Source organism: Streptomyces wuyuanensis, from assembly GCF_900103455.1.
In the GTDB taxonomy this organism is placed as follows: Bacteria; Actinomycetota; Actinomycetes; order Streptomycetales; family Streptomycetaceae; genus Streptomyces; species Streptomyces wuyuanensis.
In genome coordinates, this window is sequence record NZ_FNHI01000025.1 from 15005 (window position 1) to 31595 (window position 16591).

Consider the following 16591-nt stretch of genomic DNA (forward strand, 5'->3'; position numbering starts at 1 on the left):
CGTCAGTTCTTGTACGCCTTGGCCGCGTCGGCCTCCAGCCGCGCCTGCGTGCCGGCGACGTCCTTGGGGTTCTTCAGGAAGTCCTGGAGGGCCTTCCACTCGCCCTTGCCGGGCGTTCCGCCGAAGGACTGCGGCATCTGGTCCGACATGTCGAAGCGGAAGTCGTCGCCCGCGGCGATGAGCGCCTTGGCGATGTCCCGCTGCACGTCGTTCGGGTACGCCGCCACGTCCAGGGACTTGTTCGGCGAGATGAAGCCGCCGGACCCGGCCCAGATCCTGGCCGCGTCGGGTGAGGCGAGGAACGTCAGCAGCGCCTGGGCGCCCTTGGTGTCCTTCAGCGCCACCGCCGCGTCCCCGCCCGTCACCACGGGGGCCCGGTCGCCGACCGCCGGGAACGGGAAGACCTTGGCGTCCGTACCGATCTTCGCGTCGGTCTGCGCGATGTTGACGGTCACGAAGTCGCCCTCGAAAACCATCGCGCCCTTGGGCTGGTCGCCGCCGGTGAAGGTCTGCGTCACAGACTTGGGGAACTCCGTCTGCAGCGCGCCGTTCGCCCCGCCCGCGATCAGCTCCGGCTTGCCGAACAGCTCGCCGAGCGTCGTCAGGGCCTGTGCGACGGACGGGTCCGTCCATTTGATCTCGTGCCTGGCCAGCTGGTCGTACTTCTCCGGACCGGCCTGCGAGAGGTAGACGTTCTCGAACCAGTCGGTGAGCGTCCAGCCGTCCGCACCGCCGACCGAGACCGGGGTGACGCCGGACGCGGAGATGGTCTCCGCCGTCGTCAGGAAGTCCTTCCAGGTCTTCGGCACCGACGCGCCGGCGTTCTCGAAGACCGCGTTGTTGTACCAGATCAGCGACTTGTTGGCGGCCTTGAAGTACACGCCGTACGGAGTGCCGTCGACCGAACCGAGGTCCTGCCAGCCCTTGGCGTAGTTCTTGGCCAGCTCGGCCTTGGCCTCGGGGCCCAGGGGCTTGGCCCACTTCTGGTCGACGGCCTGCTTGACGGCGCCGACCTGGGGCAGCATCGCGACATCCGGCGGACTGCCGCCGGCGATCTTCGTGCCGAGGAAGTTCACGATCGGGTCCTGCGCGGGCACGAAGGTGACCGTCGCGCCGGTGCGTTTCTCGAACTCGTCGAGGACCTTGGTGAAGTTCTCCTGCTCGGGTCCCGTCCAGACCGCAGCCACCTCGATCTTCTGGCCGTCCAGCCTCGGCAGCTCGACGGTCGCCGAGGACTCGGAGCCCGGGGTCGCGTCCGCCGCGCCCCCGTCGCCGTCGCCACCGCAGCCGGCCAGGGTGAGTGCGCCCAGTGCGGCCAGGGCCACCAGGGCGGAGCTGCGAGTCGTCCGAGCCGTACGAGCTTTGCGAGTTGTGCGCATCACTGCCCCGTCTCTCCCGCGCCTGCGAAGGGGCGCAGCTGTGACGCAGGCCACGCCCGATCCGTCCGTGCGCTCAGGTCTACGCCCGGGGGAGGGGCGAGGCAATACCGCCTCCGCCGTCAACTGGGTGATCGTGATCGCCTCGTGACGTGCCGTCAGGGCGGTCGTGGCGGCCCTGCGCCCCGGGCTGCCGCGATCACCGGAGTCAGGGGCGGGCGGGGGTCAGCGGCGGGACCGGCACGGCGTCGACGGAACGCGCGGCACGGTCCAGGGCGCTGGCGAGCAGGGCCAGGTCCGTGGGCCCGTTGCCCAGTTCGCGCACGGGCCTGCGGGCCGGAGGGTCGCCCATCCGCTCCCATGCCAGCTCCACGACGGTGGGCCGCAGGGTCGCCGTGCGAGGGATACGGCCCGTCACCCGGCCGCTCTGGAAGGGCGTCACCCTCCCGTCCGGATGACCGAGTCTGCCGCGCCCCGGTGCCGGGTCCTCCGGACCGGGCGCCACGACCGGCGTGTCCAGAACGACCCTCAGCCGGGTGCTGCGGGCCAGCTCCGTGTCGGCAGTGCGGTCCGGGCGGGCGGACGTCGCGACCAGATGGACGCCGAGGCGCCGGCCGTCCCGGGCCACCGCCTCCAGCGCCCTGACGACGGAGCCCGCAGCGGGGCGGCCCGGACTGCCGAGCGCGGGGGCGACCAGGGCGTCGTAGTCGTCGACGAGGACGACGAGCCTCGGCAGCGGCCCGGGCGCTCCCGCGCCCGCTGCCCCCGCCCTCGTACGGCCGCCGGAAGCCCGGAGTCGGAGCGTGCCGCTGGGCGGCGGGTCCAGGTCGCCGAGGGCGTCCGGCCGGGCGTCGGCCCGGGCCTCCGGGCGGGATTCCGCGGCGCTCGGCGGGCGCTGGCCGACCAGCCGCTCCGAGACCTCGCGGCGCGTGTGCCACTCCTCGAACGCCTCCCGGCCCAGCAGCTCCGCCCGCCGTTTGAGCTCCGCGCCGAGTGCCTGGGCGAATTCACGCATCCGCAGCGGCTCGGAGGCGACCAGATGCTCGGTGACGTGGGGGAGGTCGGTCAGCGCCGCCAGGCCCTCACCGCGCTCGCCCCCCGCCCCGTCCACGAGCAGCAGCCCGAGCCGGTCCGGCCGGCCGCCGGCCGCCAGCGAGGCCGCGATGGCACGGAGCAGTTCCGTACGGCCGCTCCCCGCGGGGCCCTCGATGATCAGGTGCGGGTCTTCCGAGGTGAGGTCGACGGCGACCGGTCCGCCGGGTCCGGCGCCCAGCACGGCCGTGCCGGCGGTGGCCGACGCCCAGCGGGTCATCAACGAGGCGGGGGTGGCCCGGGCGAGGCCCAACTCGTCCAGCAGCCGCGCCGACCGCGGCAGCGGGGCCGCCACCGCCCGGCCGTGCGCCGGGGCGTCCCCGTCGGCCCGCAGCGGTGCCAGCGCGCGGCCGAACCGCTCGGCCCACGCCGCCGACACCGCGTCCACCGCCGCCACCGTGCCATGGCCCGCCGGGTGTCCCGCGGCCGTACGCAGCAGGCGCAGCGCCGTCGCCACGTCTCCGCTGAGCAGTCCGGCGGCGCCGCACTCCCGGAAGGCCGGCGACGCCGCGCAGGCCTCCTCGTACGTCGCCGCCACCGGGGACAGCGGCGAGGCGGGCGGGGTCTCGGCGAGGCAGACGAGATGGATGCCGGCGGCCGCGCCGCCCCCGGCGAGGCGTGCCGTCGTCTCGCGCAGCGCGGCGGAACCGGGGTCTCCGTCGAGCACGACGAGCGTGCGCGGTCCCGTGTGGCGCGCGGCTGCCTGTTCGACGGCGGCGCGGTCCGCGCTCGGCCAGCCGGAACCGAGCGGCCCTTCGTCCAGCCGCCGGGTCAGCTCGGCGGTCCTGGCGGTGGCCTGGTCGCGGTCGTAGGCGAGGAGCAGCCTGCAGTCCTGCCCGTGGCCGGGCCGCACGTGCGGCAGCCAGCCCAGCCAGCTCCAGGCCTCCTTGCGCTCCTCCAGCGGTCTGGCGCGGTCGGTGCTGATCAGCACGATCTCCAGGTCCGCCGGCGAGTGGAGCGCGGCGGCCTGGGCGACGACGGAACGGGCCAGCCCCATGAGCCGGGCCCGCGGGCCGGCGAGCCCGAGGGACCCCGCCTCGCGCAGGCCGACGGTGACGGGCACGGCGGGGGTGTCCGCGCGGTCGGCAGTGCCGAGGCGGACGACGAGGGACTCGGGATGGCCGGCGTCGCGCTCCCACAGCCGAGGTCCGGGACCGAGGGCGGTGAGCAGCACGGCGGCGGGATCGGGCCAGGTGTCGGCGGTCGACTCGGCGATGGCGGGCACGCTCTCGCCGCCTGCCTCCGGGGCGCCGGACTCCTCCCGGCCCCCGGCGAGCCGCCGGGCCCAGGCGCCTATGCCGCGCCTTCGCCTGCCGCGCCCGCCCTCCGGGCCGCTCACGGCGGACCCGAAGCCGTCCGCCACTCCCGTGCCGTGGGTGGTGGCGCCGTCCACGGCGGGCGTACGGGCGGGGGCGCCGGCGCCCGGCGGGCGCACGCCGAGCCGGGCTTCGTCGGACGCGTGATCCCGGGCGTGCGGCACGCCGCCCGCGCCCCGGGCGCCCTGCCCCGGGCCGGTGCCGGACCCGGCGCCGTGCGGAACGTCTGCCGCCGGACCCGCGCCACGGGCACCGGCGCCGCGTCCCGCCGGGTCCCCGTCGCGGCCTCCGCCGTGTCCCGCCGGGGCAAGGCCGTGCCCGCCGTGTCTCCCGGGGTCCGCGCCGGGACTCGCGCCGTACGGGCTGCCGGCCGCGGCGCCGGGGTGGCCGGGGGCCGGGCGGCCCGGCGTGTCCCGGGTGTACCCGTCGCCGGCACCGGCGCCGCGCCCGGCGGCCCCGGGCGCGTCCGGGCCCGGTCGGCCGGGGTGGGCGATGCCGCTTCCGTACGCGGTGGGGGAGGCGCCCGGGAGGCCGGTCCGTGCGGCCCCGTCCGCGCCCGGTCCGTCCGGGTGCGCTCCGGCGCGGTCGCCCGGTCCTCCGGTCGTGGAGCCCGGACCGCGCCCGTCCGCCCGTCCGTGGAAGGGGACGTCGCCGTCCGGTGACGGGGCCGGTGACGGGGCCGCACCGCGAGCCGCCGGCCGCTGCCCGTCCGCCTCGCGCTCGCGGGCCCAGGACGGGACCCGGTCCGCGCGGTCGCCGGCGGGTGCGGGATCCGGCGCGGGGCGGCGCACCCGCAGATGGCCCTCGCCGTCCGGCGCGGTCACCGGACCCACCCCGTGGGCCGCAGAACCGGAAGCCGGCGGGCCGGAAGAACCGGAACCCGCAGCCGCCGGGGAAGCCGCCAGCCGGAGCGTGGACTCGCCGATGCGCAGCAGCGCGCCCGGGCCCAGCCGGACCGCCTGCCGTCCGACCTCCGCGCCGTCCAGCGTGGTGCCGTTCGTGGAGCCGAGGTCCGCGATGGTGACGCCGCCGTCCTCCGCGACCGTGACCTCGCAGTGCAGCCGCGAGACGTCCGGGTCGTCGAGCGGTACGTCGGCCTCCGCCGCGCGCCCGATCCGGATGCGGCCCTCGTGCAGCAGATGGACCCCGCCCGCGTCCGGGCCCGCGATCACGTGGAGCTGCGTCCGCGCCGCCGCGCCCTCGTGGTCGCCCGCCTCGTCCTCGGCGGGCGTCTGGAGCGACAGCACCGCCCCGTCGACGAGCGGCGGCTCGCCGAGCGCGCACCGCTGGGCGTCGAGCCGCTCCCGGCCCGCGTAGAGCACGACCGTCCCCGACGGCGGCGCCTCCGCCCCCGAGGCGGCCGCGGCCAGTGCCGAGGCGACCGCCGCCAGCGCGGTACCCGCCGGGGCCGTGACGAGCACGTCGCACGCGCGTGCGGCGCCCTGTGAGGACTGGCCGCTGCGCGGCGCGAGGACGGTCAGCCGGATCTGCATCGCCGTCAGCGGTCCCTTCTGCGCGGGGTGCCCGGCAGGGGAGCCGCCCTGTGATTCCCCCCACCCGGCAGGTCGGCACGGCCGGAGGGCTCTCCCGACCCCACGGCTCCGTGCTGGGGGCATCCTCGCATCCGCCACCGACACCGCGCCCGGGGCCCACCCGCAAGTGATCTTGATTGGTCGGCTCTGGGCCCAAAAGTGCCTGCTTGGGATCGCCTCTGCCGCCCACCGGGGTGCCGTTCGGCAACCAACGGGGCGTTCCGGACGTCTTAACCGCCGATCCGCTGATCACTCCGGTGACCCGATCGGCGGCACTACAGTGGGTCGGACACCCGGACGGAGCCAACCATGGACCGGGGAAGCGGAACCATGAGGAACGACGTTCCACCGACGATCAGCAGGGAGTGACGTGCGGCCGGTAGGGAGCAAGTACCTGCTCGAGGAGCCGCTCGGCCGCGGCGCCACGGGCACCGTCTGGCGAGCCCGCCAGCGTGAGACCGCGGGCGCCGAGGCGGCCGTGCCCGGCCAGCCCGGCGAGACCGTCGCGATCAAGGTCCTCAAGGAGGAGCTCGCGAACGACGCGGACGTCGTGATGCGCTTCCTGCGCGAGCGGTCCGTCCTGCTCCGGCTGACGCACCCGAACATCGTGCGCACCCGCGACCTGGTCGTCGAGGGCGACGTCCTGGCCCTGGTCATGGACCTCGTCGACGGCCCGGACCTGCACCGCTACATCCGTGACAACGGGCCGTTCAGCCCGGTCGCGGCCGCTCTGCTCACGGCGCAGATCGCGGACGCGCTCGCCTCCAGCCACGACGACGGCGTGGTCCACCGCGACCTCAAGCCCGCCAACGTGCTGCTCGCGGAGCGCAACGGCGAGATGCACCCGATGCTCACCGACTTCGGCATCGCCCGCCTCGCGGACTCCCCGGGCCTGACCCGTACGCACGAGTTCGTGGGCACGCCCGCGTACGTCGCGCCCGAGTCCGCCGAGGGCCGCCCGCAGACGTCCGCGGTGGACGTCTACGGCGCCGGCATCATGCTGTACGAGCTGGTCACCGGCCGTCCGCCGTTCGCCGGCGGCACGGCGCTCGAAGTGCTCCACCGCCATCTCAGCGAGGAGCCCCGGCGGCCGTCCACCGTCCCCGGCCCGCTGTGGACGGTCATCGAGCGCTGTCTGCGCAAGGAGCCGGGGGAGCGGCCGAGCGCCGAGAACCTGGCCCGTGGCCTGCGGGCCGTCGCCGCCGGCATCGGAGTGCACTCCACGCCCGCGCAGATCGAGGCGGCGGAGGGCGTGGGCGCCCTGCTGGCGCCCGACCCGTCGCCGGCCACCGTCCCCGGCATGCCGGGCGCGGCCGACCCCACCCAGGTGCTGCCGAGCAACGCCGCCTCCTACAACCAGGGCGGCGACGGCTCGTACGACCCGAACGCCGCGACCAGCGTGTTCCCGCAGTCCGGCCCCGCCGGTGCCGCGGATCCGACCAGCGTGCTGCCGCGCGGCGCGGCGGGGGACCCGACGGCGATGATGCCGCCCGTGCCCCCGCGCCCCGACGGCCCGCCGCAGTCCGACGGACCGCACCCCTGGCAGTCCCAGCTGCAGGCGGCACGGGACCGCAACGAGCAGACCCAGGTCCAGTACCTCGACCCGAGCCAGGACCCCCTGCGCCGCCGTCCGCAGCGCCGCCCGGCGCCGCAGCCGCAGCCCTACCAGCAGCCGTACCAGCAGCAGGGCCGCCGCCCACAGCAGCAGCCGCAGCCCTACGCCCCGCAGCAGCAGTACGCCCCGCAGCCCCAGCGCCGGAACGCGCCGCCGCAGCAGCCGCCGCCCCGGCAGCAGCCGGCCCAGCGTCCGCCGCGCGAGCCGCGCCCGCCCCGGCAGCGGAGCTCCAGCCCGATGCGCATCCCGGGCCTCGGTTGCCTCAAGGGCTGCCTGTTCACGCTGGTCCTGTTCTTCGTGGCGGGCTGGCTGATCTGGGAGCTGACGCCGCTCCAGGACTGGATCGCCCAGGGCAAGAGCTACTGGCAGGCCATCGGCGACGCGGTGTCGAGCGTGACGGACTGGATCTCGGAGCTCGGCGGCAGCACGCCCGACCCCGGAACCGGGACCGGAACGGGCGCCGGCGCCGGCCAGTAGCGCCCCGGCACACGATCACTCTGTCGTTATGTCGACTTCTGCGGGGGAAAAAGCCCCGCAGAAGTGACGGTTGGCGCCATCCTGGGCACGAGGCACCCCGACAGCCGCGTACTTTGATGGGCAACGCCAGCCGCTGAGGGAGCAGTCTTGGCACGGAATATCGGCAGCCGGTACACGGCCCATCAGATTCTCGGCCGGGGCAGTGCGGGCACGGTGTGGCTCGGCGAAGGGCCCGAGGGCCCCGTCGCCGTCAAGCTGTTGCGCGAGGACCTCGCCTCGGACCAGGAACTGGTCGGGCGCTTCGTCCAGGAGCGCACGGCCCTCCTCGGACTCGACCACCCCCGCGTCGTCGGAGTGCGCGACCTCGTCGTGGACGGCAACGACCTGGCCCTCGTGATGGACCTCGTCCGCGGTACCGACCTGCGGACCAGGCTCGACCGAGAGCGCCGGCTCGCCCCCGCGGCCGCCGTCGCGATCGTCGCGGACGTCGCCGAGGGCCTGGCCGCGGCCCACGCGGCCGGTGTCGTCCACCGTGACGTCAAGCCGGAGAACATCCTGCTGGACATGGAGGGTCCCCTCGGCCCCGGCGGCGCACACCCCGCACTGCTCACCGACTTCGGCGTCGCCAAGCTGATCGACACTCCGCGCCGCACCAAGGCCACGAAGATCATCGGTACGCCGGACTACCTGGCCCCGGAGATCGTCGAGGGTCTTCCGCCGCGCGCCGCCGTGGACATCTACGCCCTCGCGACCGTGCTGTACGAGCTGCTCGCCGGCTTCACCCCGTTCGGCGGCGGGCACCCCGGGGCCGTACTGCGCCGCCACGTGACGGAGACCGTCGTCCCGCTCCCCGGCATCCCCGACGAGCTGTGGCAGCTGATCGTCCAGTGCCTGGCCAAGGCGCCCGCCTCCCGGCTGCGCGCCTCCGAGCTGGCGGCGCGGCTGCACGACCTGCTGCCGCTGCTGGCGGGGATGCCCCCGCTGGACGTGGACGAGCCGGACGCCGAACCCGCGGAGGCGTACGAGGAGCCCGAGTACGCGGCGCGGCCGGCGGAACCGCGCCGCCGCGGGGCCGTCCCGCTGGTCCGCGGCTCGGCCACGGACTCCAACCGCGACACCCACACCTCCATGCGGGTCCCCGGCCCGGACGAGCTGGCGGGCGGCGCCCGCGGTACGGCCCGCGCCCCGCGCACACCCGGCCAGCGCCGTCCCGGCTCGGCCCGGCACAAGGCGGAGGCGGTGCGCAGACGCCGGATCACACTGGGCGTCGCGGCCCTGGTGCTGGCCGTGGCGGCCGGTGTCGGCGGCTGGCTCGCGACGAGCGGGGACGACAGCTCTGCACCCCCCGAGGACTCGAAGCAGTCGGCCCCGGCCCAGCCCTAGCCCCCTCAGGACGGCCGGACGTCCACAGGCGCGGCGGGCGTGTCGCGCGATGCCGTTACTCTTGGACGCGTGGCAGTCGTCGATGTATCCGAAGAGCTGAAGTCCCTCTCCTCGACCATGGGGTCGATCGAGGCCGTCCTGGACCTCGACAGGCTGAGGGCAGACATCGCCGTGCTCGAGGAGCAGGCGGCGGCGCCGTCGCTCTGGGACGACCCCGAGGCGGCGCAGAAGATCACCAGCAAGCTCTCGCACCTGCAGGCCGAGGTCCGCAAGGCGGAGGCGCTCCGCGGGCGGATCGACGACCTCGAGGTGCTCTTCGAGCTCGCCGAGGCCGAGGACGACCCGGACACCCGGGCGGAGGCCGAGGCCGAGCTGGAGGCCGTCCGCAAGGCGCTGGACGAGATGGAGGTCCGCACGCTCCTGTCCGGCGAGTACGACGAGCGCGAGGCGCTGGTCAACATCAGGGCCGAGGCCGGTGGCGTGGACGCCGCCGACTTCGCCGAGCAGCTCCAGCGCATGTACATGCGCTGGGCCGAGCGCCACGGCTACGGCACGGAGGTCTACGAGACCTCGTACGCGGAGGAGGCCGGCATCAAGTCGACCACCTTCGTCGTGAAGGCGCCGTACGCCTACGGCACGCTGTCGGTCGAGCAGGGCACGCACCGCCTGGTCCGCATCTCCCCGTTCGACAACCAGGGCCGCCGCCAGACGTCCTTCGCGGGCGTCGAGGTCCTTCCCGTCGTCGAGCAGTCGGACCACGTCGAGATCGACGAGTCCGAGCTGCGCGTCGACGTCTACCGCGCCTCCGGTCCCGGCGGCCAGGGCGTCAACACGACCGACTCCGCGGTCCGCATCACCCACATCCCGACCGGCATCGTGGTCTCCTGCCAGAACGAGCGCTCCCAGATCCAGAACAAGGCGAGCGCGATGAACGTCCTCCAGGCGAAGCTCCTCGAGCGCCGCCGCCAGGAGGAGCAGGCCAAGATGGACGCCCTCAAGGGCGACGGCGGCAACTCCTGGGGCAACCAGATGCGGTCGTACGTCCTCCACCCGTACCAGATGGTCAAGGACCTGCGGACGGAGTTCGAGGTCGGCAACCCGCAGTCGGTGCTCGACGGCGAGATCGACGGCTTCCTGGAGGCGGGCATCCGCTGGCGGAAGCAGCAGGAGAAGTAACCACTCGGTAGTTCCGTGACGGCGCCGCGCCCCGAAGGGCGCGGCGCCGTCACGCATGCCCGGATCCTGAGCCGGAGCAGGTGTCCCCTCCCACCCGGTTCTGATCACGGACCGATACCAAGTCCGCTACGCTCGGTAGCGGCAGCCCCGCAACGGCGGCCGCGTACCGGGGGAGTTGGGCATGGCGATCGAGGACAACCCGCAGTCCCGTGAGACGTACGGGCTGGAGCTCAGGCGGCGCCGGGAGGCCGCCGGTCTCACTCAGGAGGAGCTGAGCCGGCGCGTGGTCATGTCGCGGACCCACATCGCGCACATCGAGGCGGGCAGGCGCAGACCGGACGTGGAGGACGCGCGACGGCTGGACGGCGTGCTGGACAGCGGCGGGTTCTTCGAGCGGTTCCTGCCGTCGCTGAAGGAGGGCAAGGTCGCGGAGCACTTCGCGGAGGCGCTGGAGCTGGAGCGCCGGGCGAAGGTGATCCGGGAGTACGCGCCGAAGCTGGTCCCGGGCGTCCTTCAGACGGCCGCGTACGCCCGGGAGGTCCTCGGCTCCGGTTTCCCGGCCAAGACGGCAGAGGAGCGCGACCGGCTGCTCGCGACACGTCTTGAACGCTCCGGCATCCTGGCCGACTTCCACGCTCCGGTGTTCTGGGCACTGCTCGACGAGGCGGTGCTACGTCGTCCCATCGGCGGTCCGGAGGCCATGTGCGAACAGCTCAGGCACATCGCGGACTTGGGCGAGAGCCATCGGATCCGCGTGCATGTACTCCCCTTCTCGGCCGGCTTCCACGCCTTGGTGGAGGGCTTCGTCTCGCTCATGTGGTTCGAGGACCTGCCGCCGGTCGCGTATGTGGAGGGGCTGAAGACGGGCCGCGTGCTTGAAGTCCCTTCCGCGGTGCGCGATTGCCAGGTCGCATACGATCACGCCCTGGGAGACGCGCTCTCGCATCGCGAATCCCTGGCTCTGATCAGGTCCGTTGCGGAGGAGTACGAGCATGCGCAGCAGTGAGCACATCGTCCCCGATACCGCCCCCGTCTGGCGCAAGTCCAGCTACAGCGGCGGCAGCAGCGGCGACTGCCTGGAAGTCGGTGAGTCCGGCGCCGCCCGCGTCCCGGTCAGGGACAGCAAGAACCCCCATGGCCCCGCCCTCGTCTTCGGCCCCTCGGCCTGGACGGCCTTCGTCGGTGCCCTCAAAGCGCACTCGCTCGAACGATCCTGAACTCGGCGCCCGTAGCCGCGATTCGCTGCCGGGAAGCGAAAAGCACCAGGTCGGCTCGCTTTGTCGACAAGGGAACTGCCGTCGATCAGGCGGCAGTTCCGTTCTTACGTCACAGTTATGTGCTCCCGGCTTGGGCAACTGGCCTTATTTCGGGCATCGCACGCGCAATGAAACTTGACGCGTCCGCGGAAAGTGGGAAGGCTGGCGCGCGGCATGCGTACATGTGGGACGGGTGTGAGCGGGGAAGCGGAAGCGCAGCCCCGAGCGGTCGCCGCCCCTGACGCTGCCCTACAAACGAATGAGCTACTGGGGGTAGCAGCAGATGACCAAGAAGACGCGTGTCCGCGTCGCGCGGATAGCCGCCGGCGCGGTGATCGCCGCCGGGGCTTCCCTGACCGCCGCGGGCGCAGCCCAGGCCGTCGGCATCGATGTCGGCGTCGGTGGCCTGAGCGCCAGCGCTGAGGTCGACAAGAACGGTGTCGACATCGGCCTCGGTATTCGTGACGGCGAGACCACCGGCGACACGAGCCTCGGTCAGACGACCGGCTCCACGACCGGTGACCCGGCCACCACAGGTTCGACGACCGGTGACCCGGCGACGACCGGTTCCACCACGGGTGACCCGGCCACCACGGGTTCCACCACCGGCGACCCGGCGACGACCGGTTCCACCACGGGTGACCCGGCCACCACGGGTTCCACCACCGGCGACCCGGCGACGACCGGTTCCACCACGGGTGACCCGGCCACCACGGGTTCGACGACCGGCGACCCGGCGACGACCGGTTCCACCACGGGTGACCCGGCCACCACGGGTTCGACGACCGGTGACCCGGCGACGACCGGTTCCACCACTGGTGACCCGGCCAACTCGGGCGGCAACGGCAACTCCGGCGGTAACGGCAACTCGGGTGGCAACGGCAACTCGGGCGGCAATGGCAACAACGGCGGCAACGGCAACTCCGGTGGCAACGCCACCGGCGGTGACCAGGGCGGCTCCACCGGCGGCTCCTCCACCACCGGCGGCTCCTCCACCACCGGCGGTTCCGCCGCGACCGGTGGCGGCGACGGCGGCTCCGACGGCTGCACCGTGAACGTCGAGGGTGCCGAGTGCGCCGACAACACCGACACCGACTCCGCCGGCTCGCAGCCGGTCGAGCAGGGCAAGGCCAAGGAGGAGCTGGCCGAGACCGGCGCCGCCGAGACCACGTTCCTGCTGGTCGGTGCCGCGACGATGATCGCCGGTGGCATCGGCTTCCGTATGCTGCCCCGCCTCGTCAGCGGCCGTACCGCTGCCTGACCGCCCTGTCCCGTCCGATCCGCCTGATCGGATGTGACCCGCGGTAGCGGTCCGTCACAGCAAGCAACAGGGGCCCGGAGAGCCGTGAAGCTCTCCGGGCCCCTGTGCGTTCCCGTGCGATCCCGTGGGGTTTCGGGCGCCTGTGTCCGGCTCCGGCCGGCCCGTCAGGCGGTCTGGTGCGCCAGGAGTGCCAGCGCGGCCACGAGGACCACCAGCAGCGCCAGCAGCGCCGCGGGGTTCAGGCCCGCGAAGGGGCCCTCCTGCTGCAGGCGCTCGCGGTTGGCCCGGCAGACGGGGCAGCGGCCCTCCGCGACGGGCGCGGCGCAGTTGGCGCACACCAGTCGGTCGTAGGTCATGCGCTCTCCTCCTCCCGCGCGGCGGAGCCGCCCGCGGAGATCCTTCTCTCGGCGTTCCTCGGTGGTTCTCCGCGTGTCTCTCCGCGCAACGCTCCGGGAACCGCATCCGTTCCCGGTACCACTGTGCCAGCTCGCGAGCGATTCGGCGCGCCCCGTCGGGTTACACCCGTTCCGGGAGGCTGGAGAGAGGGGCAAGAGAGGGGTATCAATCCGACAAATCGCGCAACTCCGGGCGGTGACTGCACGCGCCATCCTCGTTCGCGTATGGTCACGCACACATACTCCCGGCCGACCGTGGTGCACTCGTGATCCGATTCGACAACGTCTCCAAGAGCTATCCCAAGCAGAACCGTCCAGCCCTGCGCGACGTCTCCCTGGAGATCGAGAAGGGGGAGTTCGTCTTCCTCGTGGGCTCGTCCGGTTCCGGCAAGTCGACCTTCCTGCGGCTGATCCTCCGCGAGGAGCGCACCAGCCACGGCCAGGTGCACGTCCTCGGCAAGGACCTGGCGCGCCTGTCCAACTGGAAGGTGCCGCACATGCGCCGGCAGCTCGGCACCGTCTTCCAGGACTTCCGTCTGCTGCCGAACAAGACCGTCGCCGAGAACGTGGCCTTCGCGCAGGAGGTCATCGGCAAGCCCCGCGGCGAGATCCGCAAGGCTGTTCCCCAGGTCCTCGACCTCGTCGGCCTCGGCGGCAAGGAGGACCGGATGCCCGGCGAGCTCTCCGGTGGTGAGCAGCAGCGCGTGGCGATCGCCCGCGCCTTCGTCAACCGCCCCATGCTGCTGATCGCGGACGAGCCGACCGGAAACCTCGACCCCCAGACCTCCGTCGGCATCATGAAGCTGCTGGACCGGATCAACAGGACCGGCACCACAGTGGTGATGGCGACCCACGACCAGAACATCGTCGACCAGATGCGCAAGCGCGTCATCGAGCTCGAACAGGGCCGGCTCGTACGCGACCAGGCGCGCGGTGTCTACGGCTACCAGCACTGAGCCGGCACTGAGCAGGTAGAGGAAAGGCTGAAACACTCGCCATGCGCGCCCAGTTCGTACTGTCGGAGATCGGCGTCGGTCTCCGCCGCAATCTGACGATGACCTTCGCGGTGATCGTCTCCGTGGCCCTGTCGCTCGCCCTCTTCGGTGGCGCCCTGCTCATGCGTGAACAGGTCAGCACCATGAAGGACTTCTGGTACGACAAGGTCAACGTCTCCATCTACCTCTGCAACAAGAACGACGCGGAGACGGACGAGAAGTGCTCGAAGGGTGCCGTCACCGCCGAGCAGCGTGACCAGATCAAATCCGACCTCGAAGACATGAACATCGTCGAGAAGGTCCACCACGAGTCCGCGGACGAGGCCTACAAGCACTACCGCGAGCAGTACAGCGACACCGCCATCGCCACGGTCATCACGCCCGACCAGATGCAGGAGTCGTTCCGGGTCAAGTTGAAGGACCCGGAGAAGTACAAGGTGGTGGCGACCGCCTTCGCCGGCCGGGACGGGGTCCAGTCCATCCAGGACCAGCGCGGCATCCTGGAGAACCTCTTCAACATGATGCGGGGCATGAACGTCGCCGCCCTCTTCATCATGGGGCTGATGCTCGTCATCGCGCTGATGCTGATCGTCAACACCGTGCGGGTGTCCGCGTTCAGCCGTCGGCGTGAGACGGGGATCATGCGGCTCGTCGGGGCGTCCAGCTTCTACATCCAGATGCCGTTCATCATGGAGGCCGCATTCGCCGGTCTGCTGGGCGGTCTGGTCGCCTGTGTGATGCTGCTGGTGGGCCGGTACTTCCTCATCGACGGCGGTCTGGCGCTCTCCGAGAAGATGCCGCTGGTCAACTTCATCGGCTGGGACGCCGTGATAGCGGTACTCCCGCTCGTCCTCGTGATCGGGCTGCTGATGCCCTCCATGGCCGCTTTCATCGCGTTGCGCAAGTACCTGAAGGTGTGACGAGCGCCCCGGGCGCCGTACGGGTCAACGACCCTACGGCGCCCTTCGCTTGTCCTAGAGTGGGCGCCATGTTGGGCCCCGAATCACCCAAGGTGCCCCGTGGCCTGCGCCACGGGGCGGTCCTGACGCTGGTGTTCGCGGGCGCCCTCGTCACCGGTTCCACGACGGGCCTGCTGCCCAGCGGCGAGGGCGAACCGCCCGAGCCCCGCGTGCGGGCCGCCGCCGCCACGGTCGACCGCGACGAGATCGCACGGGCCGCCGCCGAGGCCGCCGCGGACGGCAAATCCGGCGCCAAGGCCGCCGAAGAGGTCGTGAGCCGCAGCGGGGACCGCTGGGGCGCCGTGTACGACAAGGGCGAGTACGAGGAGTTCGCGCGTGCCCTCGACGGTTCGTACACCGGGGTCGGCCTGTGGGCCAGGCGCGGGGCCGACGGCCGGGTCGAGGTCGCCCGCCTCCAGCGCGGCGGTCCCGCCGAGAGGGCCGGTATCCGCGTCGGCGACCAGCTGCGCACGGTCGACGGCGCCCGTATAGACGGGCGCCCCGTCAGCGAGGTCGTCCGGCTGCTGCGTGGTGACGGCAAGAGCGCCGGGGCCGGCTCGTCCGTCGTGCTGGGCCTCCAGCGCGGCGACCACGCCTGGAGCCGGACGCTGCAGCGGGCCCGGCTCGCCACCGAGGCGGTCACCGTGCGGAGGCTCGAGGGCAAGGCCGTGTTGATCAAGGTGGCGGCCTTCACCCGGGGCGCGGGCGAGCAGGTGCGGCAGGCGGTCGAGTCCGCGCCCGAGGGCGCCGGAGTCCTGCTGGACCTGCGGGGCAACAGCGGCGGCCTGGTTTCCGAGGCCGTGTCGGCGGCGTCCGCGTTCCTCGACGGTGGGCTGGTCGCCACGTACGACGTGCGCGGTGAGCAGAAGGCTCTCTACGCCAAGCCTGGCGGGGACACCGCGCGGCCGGTCGTGGCCCTGGTGGACGGCGGGACGATGAGCGCGGCGGAGCTGGTCACGGGCGCCCTCAAGGACCGGGGCCGTGCCGTTACCGTCGGTACCCGCACCTTCGGCAAGGGGTCGGTGCAGATGCCCGAGCGGCTGCCCGACGGGTCCGTCGCGGAGCTCACCGTCGGCCACTACCGCACTCCGTCCGGTCACGATGTCGACGGCCGGGGCATCACCCCGGACCTCGCCGTGAGCGAGCGGGCCGAGGAGCGGGCGCAGACGGTATTGAGTGGCCTCGGGGCGGGGTCGTAGTGCGAAAATGACCGCACTATGGCTAAGGAAAAAGGGCGCAAGCTGATCGCGCAGAACAAGAAGGCGCGGCACGACTACCACATCCTCGACACCTACGAGTGCGGTCTCGTGCTGACGGGTACCGAGGTGAAGTCGCTGCGTCAGGGGCGGGCCTCGCTGGCGGACGGGTTCGTCCAGATCGACGACCACGAGGCGTGGCTGCACAACGTCCACGTGCCGGAGTACAGCCAGGGCACCTGGACCAACCACAGCGCCCGGCGGAAGCGGAAGCTGCTGCTGCACCGGGTGGAGATCGACAAGCTGGAGTCGAAGTCCCAGGAGACGGGTCACACGATCGTGCCGCTCGCCCTGTACTTCAAGGACGGCCGGGCCAAGGTCGAGATCGCCCTCGCGAGGGGCAAGAAGGAGTACGACAAGCGGCAGACCCTGCGGGAGAAGCAGGACCGCCGTGAGGCCGACCGTGCCATGTCCGCGGCGCGCCGGCGGCAGCGGGCCTGAGCCGGACGCGCGGAATACGCTGGCACGGTCGTGCGTTGGTCACGTACGATGGCTCCTGCCC

13 protein-coding genes are annotated in these 16591 nt (G+C 72.9%); 10 read left to right on the forward strand and 3 right to left on the reverse strand.

Features of this window, described 5'->3' with window-relative positions:
* Nucleotides 1-2: 2 nt before the first annotated feature.
* Together BLT82_RS29595 and BLT82_RS29600 are read right to left on the reverse strand one after the other, a co-directional pair.
* Entirely contained in the window at nt 3-1379 is a 1377-nt protein-coding gene (locus BLT82_RS29595; RefSeq protein WP_208868084.1) for an ABC transporter substrate-binding protein, read from the reverse strand.
* 205 nt (nt 1380-1584) lie between these two features.
* Nucleotides 1585-5277, reverse strand: coding sequence for an FtsK/SpoIIIE domain-containing protein (locus BLT82_RS29600; RefSeq protein WP_093660364.1), 3693 nt, complete (start codon nt 5275-5277; stop codon nt 1585-1587).
* 409 nt (nt 5278-5686) lie between these two features.
* Between BLT82_RS29600 and BLT82_RS29605 the strand changes: the two genes are divergently transcribed.
* The 6 genes from BLT82_RS29605 to BLT82_RS29630 all read left to right on the forward strand — a co-directional run bounded on the left by BLT82_RS29605 (nt 5687) and on the right by BLT82_RS29630 (nt 12484).
* Nucleotides 5687-7408 (forward strand): serine/threonine-protein kinase, encoded by a 1722-nt coding sequence (locus tag BLT82_RS29605; RefSeq protein WP_093660366.1) that lies wholly within the window; start codon nt 5687-5689, stop codon nt 7406-7408.
* Nucleotides 7409-7555: 147 nt separating this feature from the next.
* On the forward strand, nt 7556-8791 hold the full coding sequence (locus BLT82_RS29610) for a serine/threonine-protein kinase (RefSeq protein WP_093660368.1): 1236 nt from the start codon (nt 7556-7558) through the stop codon (nt 8789-8791).
* A 69-nt stretch (nt 8792-8860) separates the two neighbouring features.
* The gene (prfB, locus tag BLT82_RS29615; RefSeq protein WP_093660370.1) at nt 8861-9967 is read left to right on the forward strand and encodes a peptide chain release factor 2; all 1107 of its coding nucleotides are present in this window, start codon (nt 8861-8863) and stop codon (nt 9965-9967) included.
* Nucleotides 9968-10148: 181 nt separating this feature from the next.
* Nucleotides 10149-10973: a helix-turn-helix domain-containing protein gene (locus BLT82_RS29620; protein ID WP_093660372.1), complete on the forward strand. Its 825-nt coding sequence runs from the start codon at nt 10149-10151 to the stop codon at nt 10971-10973.
* Complete coding sequence (locus BLT82_RS29625) at nt 10960-11184, forward strand: DUF397 domain-containing protein (protein ID WP_093660374.1); 225 nt, start codon at nt 10960-10962, stop codon at nt 11182-11184. Before BLT82_RS29620 ends, BLT82_RS29625 begins: the two co-directional genes overlap by 14 nt.
* 322 nt (nt 11185-11506) lie before the next feature.
* Entirely contained in the window at nt 11507-12484 is a 978-nt protein-coding gene (locus BLT82_RS29630) for a hypothetical protein (RefSeq protein WP_093660376.1), read from the forward strand.
* 164 nt (nt 12485-12648) lie between these two features.
* On the opposite strand, the gene BLT82_RS29635 is transcribed toward BLT82_RS29630, so the two are convergent.
* Nucleotides 12649-12840 carry a hypothetical protein gene (locus BLT82_RS29635; protein WP_093660377.1) on the reverse strand — a complete coding sequence of 64 codons (192 nt, stop codon included), beginning with the start codon at nt 12838-12840 and terminating at the stop codon, nt 12649-12651.
* Nucleotides 12841-13145: 305 nt separating this feature from the next.
* On the opposite strand from BLT82_RS29635, the gene ftsE reads away from it, so the two are divergent.
* The 4 genes from ftsE (at nt 13146) to smpB (ending at nt 16530) form a co-directional block, all read left to right on the forward strand.
* A complete protein-coding gene (ftsE, locus tag BLT82_RS29640; protein ID WP_093660379.1) occupies nt 13146-13835 on the forward strand; it encodes a cell division ATP-binding protein FtsE in 690 nt (229 codons plus the stop codon).
* Nucleotides 13836-13876: 41 nt separating this feature from the next.
* Nucleotides 13877-14794: a permease-like cell division protein FtsX gene (gene ftsX / locus BLT82_RS29645; RefSeq protein WP_093660381.1), complete on the forward strand. Its 918-nt coding sequence runs from the start codon at nt 13877-13879 to the stop codon at nt 14792-14794.
* 68 nt (nt 14795-14862) lie between these two features.
* On the forward strand, nt 14863-16032 hold the full coding sequence (locus BLT82_RS29650; RefSeq protein ID WP_208868085.1) for a S41 family peptidase: 1170 nt from the start codon (nt 14863-14865) through the stop codon (nt 16030-16032).
* A gap of 18 nt (nt 16033-16050) precedes the next feature.
* Complete coding sequence (smpB, locus tag BLT82_RS29655; RefSeq protein WP_093660385.1) at nt 16051-16530, forward strand: SsrA-binding protein SmpB; 480 nt, start codon at nt 16051-16053, stop codon at nt 16528-16530.
* Nucleotides 16531-16591: the final 61 nt, after the last annotated feature.